Origin of the sequence: Providencia sp., from assembly GCF_052096715.1 — a bacterium.
Taxonomy (GTDB): domain Bacteria; phylum Pseudomonadota; class Gammaproteobacteria; order Enterobacterales; family Enterobacteriaceae; genus Providencia.
On record NZ_JBQDNB010000014.1, the window covers coordinates 48,294 to 61,849 of the forward strand.

Consider the following 13,556-nt stretch of genomic DNA (forward strand, 5'->3'; position numbering starts at 1 on the left):
TCCACGTTAATATTCACTGCTCGATAACCTGTACTGGGCTATTGAGCAGTGTAATTCTATATTTATCATTTATATCTACGCTATAATCTTCCAATACATCAATGATGCCCAACCTCAAAGGATAGATTGTATGAGCGTATTTTCACTTCCTGTTTACTATGTTGACGCCTTCACTGATACCCTATTTCAAGGTAATCCAGCAGCCGTTGTTTTACTCGAAAAGTGGCTACCTGATGAACAACTTATTTCTATTGCGGCTGAAATCAACTTATCTGAAACCGCATTTTTAGTGGGCGTTCACATACGTTGGTTCACGCCGATTATGGAGGTCAAACTTTGTGGTCACGCTACTTTAGCTGCATCTTTTGTACTCACTAAGATTATGCACCATCCTGATAATCCAATTATTTTTCAATCAATTTCAGGTGAATTAACCGTCTCGGAAACTGAAAATACCTTTACTCTCGATTTTCCTATTCTTGAGTGTAAACTTGCAGATAATGCGCAATACCCTCAATTAACTAAAATTTTAGGTGTCGAAATTGAACAATTATGGTTGGCTAAAGACCGCTATATTTGTTTTTTATCTACCGTAGAACACGTTAAAAACTGCCAACCTGACATGCTGAAACTGTCACAACTTCCTTTACCAGGCTTAACAATTACCGCAAAAAGTGACAATAACAAAGTCGATTTTGTTTCGCGTTATTTTGCACCTGCAAAAGGCGTTAATGAAGATCCTGTCACAGGAACTTCCCATTGTGCAATTGCCCCACTTTGGGCTAAAAGGTTAAATAAAAACAGCTTAGTTGGCCATCAAATATCTGCTCGTGGTGGATTAGTCAAATGTGATATCGAAAATGAACGCGTAAAGCTAACAGGCAAAGCGACTTTATTTTTAAGTGGAACGATTCATATTTGATTAATTGCTGAATTTATTTGTGATGAGTATTACACTGACTCATCAATGTGAATAAGCTATATAATACATAAAATAATTTTAAGGTTTAAACATGTCTCCAGATGTTGAAGATACAATCGCACAAAAAATTGAACAATCTATCACCTGCGTATCGAAAGTTATTTTTCCAACGACAACCAATCATCATAGTACCCTCTTTGGAGGCACAGCTTTAGCTTGGATGGATGAAGTTTCTTTTATCACTGCCACTCGTTTTTCTCGCAAGCGCCTAGTGACCGTTTCTACAGAAAAAATTAATTTTACCCATCCAATTCCTTCTGGCACCATCGTGGAATTGATCGGCAAAGTCAGCCGAGTGGGTAGAACCAGCCTTGCAGTCAATGTCTCCATTTTTCTAGAAGACATGTATTCTGAGGGGCGCGAAGAGGTGATCCATGGCCAATTTAACTTTGTAGCGGTTGATGATAATGGTAAACCAACACCATTGTTTGAATGATATATAAAAATGCAAAAAGTGTGTGCTAAATTAACTTGCACACACTTTTTTTGTTTTACGCTATCACGATAAATTCTCTTACATCATCAACGGTTAAGCGAAGGCCAAGAATGGTGAGATACATAATAAAATCCCAGTAAAAATAATTAGATATAAAGAGGCGCCTTTATACTTATGCAACATTGGGACTTTATAAACTAAATACGCTGGAATTAAACAACCGACCATACCAAAAATTGGGCTACAGATTGAAGTAAAGCTCAGTACCGGTGCATTAAGAATAATCGCTCCCCATGCAAGTAGCACTGCAAATACCATAATACCATTTTTAACCCACTCATCTTTAATGCGTTCAACTGGCATCATTCGTTGTAAAATATTCATCACAATACCTTGGGTCGCCTCACGGAATCCGAGATAAACACCAAAGAATGCGGTCATTACAGCGAAAATATTCAGCATGACACTCACAACGGTGACCCAACCACCCGGAAAGAATTTAGCGGCAATGGCTAAAGCAGAAATATTTTGTTCGTAAGCTTTAACTGCCTCTTCATGCCCCATCGCTAACGTAAAAGAAACCGCGTAGAAAAATACCGTACAAAACAGGATACCAAATGCAATATTCATCGCACGCAGCGCTTTATAGCGCGCCACTTCTCTATTCGTATTTTGGCTGCGAAATGAAATAACCATTGGACTCAATGTTTGAATAAACAGTATTGAAGTCAGTGTAAACGGTAACGTAATAACCGCTTCTTTTAATAAACGCCCTACTGGTGGTAAAGAACCAGCATTATATAGATGCCACATTCCTATCATTGAAACACCCAAGGCAGCGACAACAAATAATTTAGTCAATACCATAAAACTTGATAGCTTAAAGAGTAACTTTTCACCTCGAGATGAAATCGCCACTAAAATGCAGATTAGAACCAAACCATACCACGATGTTTCTGATAATAATCCTTCGGTCACACCAAAAGTCTGTAAATATGACGCACTGTCATTTGTAATCGCCGTAGAATAAACAAACATCCAAATGACGAGCATCACAAAATAAAGTGCGCCTAAAAGCATTCCCCAGTTTTTACCTAAATAACCACTAATCACACTTGGATAATCTTTACACTCAGGTGACTCAGCGAGTGTGTTAATAAATAAACGTTGAAACAAATACATTGCAGGATAGCCGACAACAGATGAAAGCAAAAACACCCATAACCCCATTAATCCGACTTGCACAGGCAGAAATACGATCCCTGCCCCAATTGCCATACCAATACTCATGATGACCCAACCTGCGTCAGTACCATCAAATTTAGTCGCTTCGCGCCATTGTTCTTGAGTCATACCTGCTCGAGATGCCGCTGTAGAGCCGTTTTTTCTTTCATTGTTATCTATCGTTGGGATCGTTGCCATAATTTTTCACTCAATATTTAAGTTTGTGATGAAAAGCTTTTTTTGATTTTAAAATACGGTTTAATAGTTATTTATATTAATAACCTTAGTTATTCGCAGGCTTTTATCATGTTCAAATCATAAAGGATATGTAGGAGAAAAAACGACTCTTTATTAGCCTGCAAAATGGGCTATTTATAGAAAATTTTTCTCTATTAAGTGAATTAAGACAAAAATATCTCTATCTAGAAGAGGAAATAAAACTTGTTCACCAAACCGTAACCCAACAAAAACTAACTTATTGTTTTTAAATATTTAATTGATATTAACTGGAGTTTTCACTTATTAACAATTTCAACAATCATAAATTTAATACGTGCTAAATATCACAGTATTATATGATAACTAATATTAAGTATCGCAATAACTCTGTACTTTGTAACAATTATGTGATTTTTTAGAATAAATCACTATATGGGTATTTTACATATAATTTATACTTTAATTGTTCCTATATGAATGCGCTAAAGCTTTTTTTTCATTGTGACTAAGTTAATTTGCTACTCATTTTTGAATTATTTTAGAAATTGACTTCAATAATTAATTCAGCATTGTAGCTCAGCCCATTTAAAAACTCTCATAATGTGTATCTATTATTACATATTGATATTTATCAAATATCGTCGTAAAGTATTGGATAATAAATTGATCGTCGTAACTTGCTATTAACCTCCCTAAATTATTAAAATGGGCGTTTAACTCAATAAGATATTCATAATCTAATCTTATTAATTTTTATTCGCATTTTAAACTAAGGCTGATTAATAAAAAGCAGTAAACAATACGTTAAAAATCAATTAACAATTAGATTTTAACAGTCATTGCTTATTAAAAATACTTATCACCAACAGAAGACATTAAAAATATCATGTTCAGAATTTTTTCATTAATTTTACTGTTTATTTTCTCTATTAATCTTAGTTTTGCTGCGGTTCCTAAAGAAACATTAAAACTAATAGAACAAGAAGCCCAAAAAGGTGATGTTAAAGCACAAGTGATGCTTGGAATTGGCTATTATTTAGGAACAGAAATCAAACAAGATTATCCTAAAGCAAAAAAATGGCTAACCATGGCCTCTAACAAGGGAAATTCAGACGCACAACTTTTCCTTGGCGATATGTATTTAAATGGTAATGGTGTTGAAGTTAGCCTTGAAACAGCGATGGGATGGTTTGAAAAATCCGCAAATAAAGGTAATGCCGAAGCGCTAAACTATATGGGTCAGTTTTACTACCAAGGTATTGGAGTCAAACAAAATTATATTACGGCCTTTGAATGGTTTAAAAAGTCGGCCGATAAAAAATTTCCACCCGCACAATACCAAGTTGGGAAAATGCTTCAAGATGGTGAAGGAACCGAAATTAACGAAAAATCAGCATCAGAATATTTAGCGTTAGCCTGTAAAGCGGGTCTCAAAGAGGCATGCACTAAGCCGTAACACAAAATAAATAATCCAATTGATACTAATGATACAAACTATTTTTCATCTTTATAGGCAATACGCTTACCCATGCGTTTTGCCTACTCAAAAATAAATACTTCAAATTTCACGCTAAAATATTAAATAACATACACTTGATCACACCTTTCGTTCTAAAATTTATTATTATTAATTTATTAACAATTATTATCATAATTCATGATATTGTTCTAAACTTATAATATAAAAGAAAAAAGGAGAAATTATGTACAATACTATTTTAGTTCCGATTGATGTTACCGAAGATTCACTCACTAATATGCTCATTCCCCATGTAAATTCATTGCAAAAGCTGAATAATTCGACAGTTCATTTCCTTGCAGTAACAGCTCCTATCTCAAATTATTTACGCTATGGCGGAACTATTTTACCTGGCGATTTTCCAGATGATGCAAAGCAAGTAGAAATTATTCTCAAAGAATTAAATGAAAAAGTTAAGCTGTTTTCTATTCCTGAAGATAAAGTGCAAGTAAAAGCAACAATTGGCTCAGTTAAAGATGAAATTTTAGCAACAGCAGAAGATATTAATGCCGATATCATTCTACTCGGCTCCCGTAGACCAAGCATGTCGACCTATTTATTGGGTTCGAATGCCGCCTCAGTAGTTCGTTATGCTAAGATTAGTGTGCTTGTCGTTCGCTAAGATGAATTAAATCAAATAAAACGCTTTAAGGTCTTAAAAAACACAGGTCATGTAAGTTCTTAATAATTGTTACACAAAACAATAAACCCATACAATAAATATGACTATTACATATTTATTTAGGGTAGATTAAAGACTCATAAACATTTTCGTGATTTTCACGCCCTGCTCATTTTGCAGGGTTTTTTCTTTCTAGCCATAGCCTAAATATTTACTCTCTTAAAATCCATCCGCACCTTTTCCACAAAACCATCATTCAATAGCACTACAATGTTAAAACATGAAAAAAATCATGGTGTTATAAATCATAACGTATTAATTCTACTGATAAAAAAGCCTATCTCTTACAAGATAGGCTATCAAAAAATAAATTTAAGTTGATTACTGTTGTAATGCTGACTTCATGACTTTTTGGAAATCATCCCAAGAACAGTAACCGCTTTTATCAATTGGGCAATCTTTGAGTTCTAATGTGACATGTTTAGGGGGGGTTTTTAACGATAAATAAGCGTTATCTCTAAGTTGGTCTGAGGTTTGATATACATACTCAACTTTCATAAAATCCTTTTTAGCTTGCTTATCGTGCCAGCGTTGAAATACCAACTTACCGCCAATCGGCGTATGTTCATATTGTTGTGGTAATTGATAAGGCTTAAAATCCATCGCTGACATCACTGAAGCAATATTAGAGTCATGTCCGACTAAAAAAATAAATTTAGCGGTTTCTCCTTTATCTACAGAAACAAAACCATTGTTGATATAATTCAGTATTGGATGAGCCACATTTTTAGCGATCAATTTAGGTGAAAATAATGTTTCCTGATAACCATTTTTCAGGGTATTCAGTTTAACCCACTTTTCATCTGAATTAACCAATCCCCAAGCGACATCTTTTAATGGGAAACCTTCATAATATTGTAAATCTATCGCATCCGCAGCCGAATTAGCTATTTTTAATGGGCCACTAACACCTGGCTCTTTATCCGCCTCTACAATAAAAGTATTCTTTTGCGTCGCTAAATCACAAAATTTATCCGTCTTACATTTTTGAGAATCTTTTATATTAAGCAGGTTATTTAATTCATCATAGCCCGGTTTAAGATTAAGACCTTTTAAATGTTCTTCCATTGCGAATATCGCTTTTTGTTTAAATTCAGGCGTTGCATTGGTAATAATAGGATTGAATACAGGGTCCATTGTACCAATTTCAGGCTGGTGATGAATATTCACTTTACAGCCGGGGAAAGCACCAGTCGCGAAAAATTGCGCCGTAGCAATGGTTCTTTGTAAACTATTGGTATAAATATAAACATCTTCACTACTTGTCGGGCAAAGTTCATCGGCCAACAATTTATTTTGATCTATCCATTCCCTAAAATAGTGCCCCATATAAACCTCAAGAGCACCGCCTTTCGTGGTTAAATAGCCACTTTTCGCATCCCATTCTGGCCATTTTTTATCTGTAATTTCTGTCAGAATACCCGTATTAACAATTGGCGTTCGTAAATTATGGCGGCTAAGGACTAAAACTTGGTCGAGCACCATATCACTTGCGTTATCGGTATTTGCTAAAACAGGGGCGATAGGGGTGAATAAAGCAGCAGATAAACACAATGTTAGCAGTTTATATTTCATCTAAATACTCCTACAATTTTATCAAAATATGAAAATGCAAAAAATACATAACGTTGTAATTATGTTAGAAAATAAAAAATTAACCTGTCCATTTAAATATATTCCAATAATGAAGGATTTACCTTTTTTTTCTGAGACTAACCTCCCAAAACTACCGCTTAACTTAAATTAAACGGTTATTTATCAGCGTGTTTATTTTTAATAAAATAATTAATGAATTATTAAAAAATAGATATTAATCAGCTTTATTCTGACTAATTTATTGACACAATTTTTAGTCTGTTTAAGATTGGCATCTTAAATATTAGGAATATAGAAATGATAATTAAACCTGCTATTGCTAGTAATTACGACGAGATTATTCAGGTATGGGAATCATCTGTTAGGGCAACACATGACTTCATAACCGAGCAAAACATCCAAGATTTAAAAATCGCTATTAAAGAGCAATATTTGCCTAACTTAGCCGTTTTTGTCGCTGTTGATGAAACTCAAAAAATTATTGGTTTTATTGGAACCGACGAAAATCGCCTTGAAATGCTATTCATTGCTCCCAATAATCGGGGCAAAGGAACCGGAAAAAAACTCCTTCAATATGCCATAGATCAATTAGGCATTACTGAAGTCGATGTCAACGAACAAAATCCACAAGCCGTTGGGTTTTATCAACATATGGGATTTATACAATATGCTCGTTCGGAAATAGATGGGGAAGGCAACCCATTCCCTATTTTACACATGAAACTCAGTACGATTGAATAATAAATAAATACGTTTTTCGGCAGATTTGCTAGCTTAAATAATCCAATAAAATATAAAGATAATGATTCCCTAGACACTATTGACGTGGTTACGGCTAGTTCCATAACCATTTGTTCAGTAAATTTTTATTCTGGAAGAAAGGGTAGCGCGTGTTCTTCTCCCCATGTTTTCAACATGAGCAATATTGATTGCAACGACTCCCCCCGTTCCGTTAGGCTGTATTCTACTTTTGGAGGAACTTCAGCAAATACCTTTCTCGCAACTAATCCACAGGACTCTAACTCACGTAATTGTTTAGTTAACATCCGCGGCGTAATAAATCGCAATAATCGCTTTAGCTCATTAAACCGTAGCGTACCATTGGTCATCAGATGGTAAAGGATCATGCCTTTCCCTTTCCCCCCAATAAGCTCTAAAGTTGCCTCAACGGGACAAGCTTCATAAATATACGTTTCATAACGCGGTTTTTTAACAGTATCCATTATGTACCTATGTATCAAAAATGTACGTACTTGTTTAATTAATAGTATATACGTTATCATAAATTTAAATAGTAACGAGTTTATTTTAAAGGGAAGATTTATGACTATTACTGATATTGCAATGAAACGTTATTCAACTAAATTATTTGATCCAACTAAAAAAATCAGCGCTGAAATATTTGATAAATTAACAACGCTATTACGTTACAGCCCATCAAGCGTCAATATTCAACCGTGGCACTTTATTATTGCCGAAAGTGAAAATGCAAAATCGCGTATAGCAAAATCAACACAAGGCGATTATCACTTCAATACAGTCAAAATTACTGATGCATCACATGTCGTCGTCTTTTGTGCAAAAATTGACGTCAATGACCAGTACCTATCGGATATTCTGCAACAAGAAGATACCGATGGCCGCTTTGCGCTTCCAGAACATAAAGAGATGATGGCAGGGGCAAGAAACTATTTTCTTAATATTCATAAAAACGATCTGCACGATTTGCCTCACTGGCTCGAAAAACAGGTTTTTATCAATTTAGGTGGTTTTTTACTCGGTGCAGCCGCATTGGGCGTTGATTCAGTACCGATGGAAGGTATTGATTTTGATATCCTTGATAACGAATTTAACCTCAGTGCACAAGGCCTCAAACCTATCGCTGTCGTTGCACTAGGTTACCGCGCTGAAGACGATTTCAATGCTAAACTGACTAAATCGCGCTTAACTGAAGACAAAATTATCACGCTAATTTAATTTGATAATAAAATTGCGATTTAATAAATCAAACTGTCATTTTTAATAAAAAAGCCACTGTAATCAGTACGTTTGTACTTACAGTGGCTTGATTATTTTTAACTCGATATGAGTTTATTTATGCTTTTCTTCGGTTTTAGCTTTAGATTCTGCTTTCGCTTCTTCAGCTTCTACTTCACGATACCAACGTGGGTGATGCTTTCTAGCCCAGCGGCGGCTAACTTTACCTTCAACCATCCCACCAATCGAGCCTTTCACCCAAAATGCCATATACATATGGATCAAAATGGCATGGATAAGCACAATGGCTGCAACCGCATGAATAAGCAGGCTCCAACGGATCATCCACATAGGGAATAAGTCCGCAAAGTAAGGACGCCAGATGATAATTCCGGTGATCAAGAGCACAAAAATCAAACTCATGATGCTCCAGAACATCATTTTCTGGCCTGCATTATATTTCCCTACATCAGCAACATTGTGTTCGTTACCTTTAAGTACCTCGATAATATTTTTAAACCAAGGTAGATCTTGTCTGTCTGGAATATTATGTTTAACAAAACGGAAAAACATAAACATCAATACGACAAAGATTAATACACCAAAGAATGGGTGAAGAATACGCCCCATTTGTGGCGTACCAAAAGTTTCCGTCAACCATTTTAATGTTGGGAAAAATAGTGCGATACCAGACAAAGCAACCAAGAAAAAGCTGATGACAACAGTCCAGTGACATGCGCGGTCAACAAATTTTGTCCGAACAATCATTTTGCTCTTTTTACTCATGGTCATCTTTCTCCTCTTCATCATCCACTTCTTTATTCGGCCCAATTCCCACATAGTGGAAAATCAGTCCGGCAAAGGTGGCTATAAAGCCCACAACAGACAGTGGTTTCAAGACGCCCTGCCACAGATTGATTGGTGTATCAATTTGCGGGTCTTTCGGTAGTCCATGATACAACTGCGGTTTATCCGCATGATGAAGTACATACACGACGTGTGTACCGCCTACGCCCTCAGGATCGTAAATCCCAGCCTCTGCAAACCCGCGTTTTTGCAACTTAGAAACACGCTCAGCGCCATATTCCAACATTTCTTTTTTCGTACCAAAACGAATAGCACCAGTTGGACACGTTTTCACACAAGCCGGTTCTTGACCTACGCTGACTCTATCAACACATAAAGTACATTTGTACACACGATTATCTTTTGGATTTAATCGTGGAATGTTGAAAGGGCAACCCGCGATACAGTAGCCACAACCAATACACTGCTCTGATTGGAAATCCACAATACCATTAGCGTACTGAATAATTGCACCCGCTGATGGACAGGCTTTTAAGCAGCCAGGGTCAGTACAATGCATACAGCCATCTTTTCGGATCAACCACTCTAACTTGCCGCTTTCGCTAGTTTCGCTAAAACGCATTACCGTCCAAGATTTTGCACTTAAATCGGTTGGGTTATCATAAACCCCAACACAATGACCAACTTCGTCACGGATATCATTCCACTCAGAACAGGCCACCTGACAGGCTTTACAGCCTATACAGGAGGTCACATCAATTAACTTACAGACTTCAAACTTATCGTCGCGCGCATGGGGTGGAGGCGTAATACTATTGGTCGCGGAACGTTTAATGATGTCTTGAGATTGCATGGACATAGTTCCCTCCCTTACGCCTTCTCAATGTTAACTAAAAATGCTTTATACTCAGGTGTCTGAGAGTTAGCATCGCCCACGGATGGCGTTAACGTGTTAGAAATAAAGCCTTTTTGCGTTACACCTTCAAAGCCCCAGTGAATTGGTATCCCAACAGTTTCAATCGGTTTTCCATCAACCATCAACGTTTGCAGTCGCGGTGTTACCACAGCAACAGCCTTAATAAAACCACGCTTACTGCTGACTTTGACTTGATCGCCTAACGCAATACCTTTGGCTTTCGCTAAGGTTTCGCTGATTTCAACAAACTGTTCAGGCTGAGCAATTGCGTTTAAACGTGCATGCTTAGTCCAAGTATGGAAATGCTCAGTTAAACGATAAGTGGTTCCCACATAAGGGAATTCTTTATGGTCGCCAAGTCGTTTCTTATCTTCGTCAAAAATTCGAGCCGCAGGATTAGAAATAACATTTGGATGTAATGGGTTAGTTCCTAATGGCGTTTCAAATGGTTCATAATGCTCAGGGAAAGGTCCTTCTGCCATTTTATCAATCGCAAATAAACGACCTAAACCTTCAGGCTGCATAATAAAAGGACCCGTACCCACTTCAGGTGCTGAACCATTAAAATCAGGCACGTCATTACCGACCCATTTTTTGCCATCCCATTCAATAAGCACACAATCTTTATTCCATGGCTTACCTTTGGTATCACAAGATGCACGGTTATAAATAACACGTCGGTTAAGCGGCCATGCCCAAGCCCAACCTAATGTATTACCGATTCCAGATGGGTCACTGTTATCACGGTTCGCCATTTGATTACCTTTTTGCGTCCAGCTACCCGTATAAATCCAACAAGATGATGCTGTTGAACCATCACTACGTAGCAGTGCAAAAGAGCTTAGTAATTCACCTTTTTTCGCTTGTAGATTGCCATCTGCATCAAAGAGATCCACCAGTGCAACACCATTGTTCTCTTTTGCCACTTCTTCTGACTCAGGATGGAATTGACGTTTATAATCCCAACGCATTTGCATCAGAGGATCAACACCATTACCACCCTCTTGTGCATATAGTTCACGGATTTTATATAAAATACCGGTTAGGATTTGCCCATCATTACGTGCTTCACCTGGGGCATCCGCGGCTTTCCAGTGCCATTGTAACCAGCGGCCTGAGTTAGCAATTGAACCATCTTCTTCAGCAAAACAAGTTGAAGGTAAACGGAATACCTCCGTTTGAATCGACGCGGAATCGACATCATTCATTTCACCGTGGTTTTGCCAGAAATTCGCGGTTTCGGTCACAAGAGGGTCAACAATAATTAAGTATTTAAGCTTACTTAAGCAGCTAACAACTTTGTTTTTATCTGGGAACGAGGCAACAGGGTTAAAGCCTTGGCAAATGTAACCTGTCACTTGATCTTTGCTCATCATGTCAAAATATTTCATAACATCATAAGCTTGGTCCCATTTCGGCAGCCAATCAAAGCCCCATTGGTTCTCTTGTTGCGCTGCATCACCATAGAAAGACTTCATTAAACTGACAAAAAATTTCGGGTAATTACTCCAATAATTCACCTGGTTAGGTAAGGTGGCTTTTGGTGTATTCGCCGTCAAATAATTTTCAACTGTCAGATGTTTTTCAGATGGTAATGTGAGATAACCCGGTAAACTGGTTGATAACAAACCTAAGTCTGTCAGGCCTTGGATATTTGAGTGACCGCGTAAAGCGTTGACTCCACCACCCGCCATACCCATATTACCAAGTAGCAATTGGATCATTGCCATTGTACGAATATTTTGAGCGCCAACAGTGTGTTGAGTCCAACCTAATGCATAAAGGAATGTTCCGGCTTTATCCGCAGCACTCGTTGTGGCCAAAATTTCACATACTTTTAAGAAGTCAGCTTTTGGCGTACCACAAATATTTTCAACAACATCTGGCGTATAACGAGAGACGTGTTGACGAAGTTGATTCCAGACGCAACGTGGGTCTTGTAACGAGTCATCGCGTAATGCATGACCATTTTCGTCAAATTTATAGTTCCAGCTTGTCTTGTCATAACTGCGTTTTTCTGCGTCATAACCGCTAAATAAGCCATCGTTAAATTCAAAATCATCCCTAACAAGTAAAGCCGCATTAGTATAATTTTGAACGTATTCAGCATTAATTTTATTATTTTCAATCAGGTAAAGTAAAACACCTGATAAAAATGTAATATCCGTACCTGAGCGAATAGGCACATAGTGATCTGCCACTGATGCGGTACGCGTAAAACGCGGATCGACAACAATCAGTGTTGCATCATTATTATTTTTCGCTTCCATTGCCCAGCGGAACCCGACAGGATGTGCTTCCGCAGCATTGCCGCCCATGACAACAATAACGTTGGCATTTTTGATATCAACCCAGTGGTTGGTCATCGCACCGCGACCAAATGTTGGAGCAAGACTTGCTACCGTTGGTCCGTGTCAGACACGCGCTTGGTTATCGACCGCGAGCATACCGAGCGATCGTGCAAATTTTTGGGTTAGCATTCCAGTTTCGTTACTTGCCGCCGATGCACACAGCATTCCAGTTGATAACCAACGATTTACTGTTGTGCCTGCCGCATTTTTCTCAACAAAATTGGCATCGCGGTCATCTTTCATCAAACGCGCAATACGCGTGAATGCATCATCCCAACTAATGCGCTCCCATTTATCTGAGCCTGGCGCTCGATATTCAGGGTAACGTAAACGATTTTCGCTGTGAATATAATCCAGTAGTCCTGCCCCTTTCGGACAAAGTGCACCACGGTTTACAGGGTGGTCAGAATCACCCTCAACATGAAATATAGCGGATTTAGCATTCATGGCGCCATCGCCCATGCTATACATTAATAACCCACAACCGACAGAACAGTAGGTACAAGTATTACGAGTCTCTTTCGACCGAAGTAATTTATTTTCACGTACATTAGCTATTGCCATTCCAGGCATAAAACCTAACGCAGCTACAGTTGTACCTGCCATCCCGCCAGCGCAGATTTTAAAAAACTTTCTGCGACTAACGTTCATTACTAACCTCTTTATCTTTTTTGTATAAAACGATGAGAGAATAGCAGCCTAATATGATGAGTTATTGCCTAAAATCAATTAATGTGAAAATAAATGTTTAATTAATATTAACTGAGTAGTTAACCAACAATTAAATTTACTACTAATAGAGTATTTTTTGTTAAATTGATTTGGATCAAGTGTTACATTTTGAAAA

General features: G+C 37.5%; 12 protein-coding genes. 6 read left to right on the plus strand and 6 right to left on the minus strand.

All coding sequences use genetic code 11. The features are described 5' to 3' along the window. Positions 1-130 precede the first annotated feature (130 nt). Both ACTH6U_RS12265 and ACTH6U_RS12270 read left to right on the plus strand, forming a co-directional pair. Positions 131-922, plus strand: coding sequence for a PhzF family phenazine biosynthesis protein (locus tag ACTH6U_RS12265; protein ID WP_441832293.1), 792 nt, complete (start codon positions 131-133; stop codon positions 920-922). Positions 923-1,013: 91 nt separating this feature from the next. Next, entirely contained in the window at positions 1,014-1,418 is a 405-nt protein-coding gene (locus ACTH6U_RS12270; RefSeq protein ID WP_336430799.1) for an acyl-CoA thioesterase, read from the plus strand. 93 nt (positions 1,419-1,511) lie between these two features. Here ACTH6U_RS12270 and ACTH6U_RS12275 read toward each other — a convergent pair whose 3' ends face one another. Continuing rightward, positions 1,512-2,840, minus strand: coding sequence for a hypothetical protein (locus tag ACTH6U_RS12275; protein ID WP_294107244.1), 1,329 nt, complete (start codon positions 2,838-2,840; stop codon positions 1,512-1,514). A gap of 907 nt (positions 2,841-3,747) precedes the next feature. On the opposite strand from ACTH6U_RS12275, the gene ACTH6U_RS12280 reads away from it, so the two are divergent. Both ACTH6U_RS12280 and ACTH6U_RS12285 read left to right on the plus strand, forming a co-directional pair. Then, entirely contained in the window at positions 3,748-4,317 is a 570-nt protein-coding gene (locus tag ACTH6U_RS12280; protein ID WP_294107245.1) for a tetratricopeptide repeat protein, read from the plus strand. 247 nt (positions 4,318-4,564) lie between these two features. After that, positions 4,565-5,002 carry a universal stress protein gene (locus ACTH6U_RS12285; RefSeq protein WP_294107246.1) on the plus strand — a complete coding sequence of 146 codons (438 nt, stop codon included), beginning with the start codon at positions 4,565-4,567 and terminating at the stop codon, positions 5,000-5,002. A gap of 381 nt (positions 5,003-5,383) precedes the next feature. Here the strand turns inward: ACTH6U_RS12285 and agp are convergent, their stop codons facing one another. Further along, positions 5,384-6,637 carry a bifunctional glucose-1-phosphatase/inositol phosphatase gene (agp, locus tag ACTH6U_RS12290; RefSeq protein WP_294107247.1) on the minus strand — a complete coding sequence of 418 codons (1,254 nt, stop codon included), beginning with the start codon at positions 6,635-6,637 and terminating at the stop codon, positions 5,384-5,386. Positions 6,638-6,955: 318 nt separating this feature from the next. Between agp and ACTH6U_RS12295 the strand changes: the two genes are divergently transcribed. Then, positions 6,956-7,399, plus strand: a complete 444-nt coding sequence (locus ACTH6U_RS12295; protein WP_441828946.1) for an acetyltransferase — start codon at positions 6,956-6,958, stop codon at positions 7,397-7,399. 125 nt (positions 7,400-7,524) lie between these two features. Here the strand turns inward: ACTH6U_RS12295 and ACTH6U_RS12300 are convergent, their stop codons facing one another. Continuing rightward, positions 7,525-7,881: a winged helix-turn-helix transcriptional regulator gene (locus tag ACTH6U_RS12300; RefSeq protein ID WP_294107248.1), complete on the minus strand. Its 357-nt coding sequence runs from the start codon at positions 7,879-7,881 to the stop codon at positions 7,525-7,527. Between the two features lie 100 nt (positions 7,882-7,981). Between ACTH6U_RS12300 and nfsB the strand changes: the two genes are divergently transcribed. Continuing rightward, positions 7,982-8,635, plus strand: coding sequence for an oxygen-insensitive NAD(P)H nitroreductase (gene nfsB, locus ACTH6U_RS12305; protein WP_441832294.1), 654 nt, complete (start codon positions 7,982-7,984; stop codon positions 8,633-8,635). A 114-nt stretch (positions 8,636-8,749) separates the two neighbouring features. Here the strand turns inward: nfsB and fdnI are convergent, their stop codons facing one another. From fdnI to fdnG, 3 genes are read right to left on the minus strand one after another with little or no spacing between them, the layout of a single operon-like run. Continuing rightward, complete coding sequence (gene fdnI, locus ACTH6U_RS12310) at positions 8,750-9,421, minus strand: formate dehydrogenase-N subunit gamma (protein WP_294107250.1); 672 nt, start codon at positions 9,419-9,421, stop codon at positions 8,750-8,752. Further along, positions 9,414-10,301: a formate dehydrogenase subunit beta gene (gene fdxH, locus ACTH6U_RS12315; RefSeq protein ID WP_294107251.1), complete on the minus strand. Its 888-nt coding sequence runs from the start codon at positions 10,299-10,301 to the stop codon at positions 9,414-9,416. The genes fdnI and fdxH overlap by 8 nt, the downstream gene beginning before the upstream one ends. A gap of 11 nt (positions 10,302-10,312) precedes the next feature. Beyond that, the gene (gene fdnG / locus ACTH6U_RS12320; protein WP_336431495.1) at positions 10,313-13,360 is read right to left on the minus strand and encodes a formate dehydrogenase-N subunit alpha; all 3,048 of its coding nucleotides are present in this window, start codon (positions 13,358-13,360) and stop codon (positions 10,313-10,315) included. Positions 13,361-13,556: the final 196 nt, after the last annotated feature.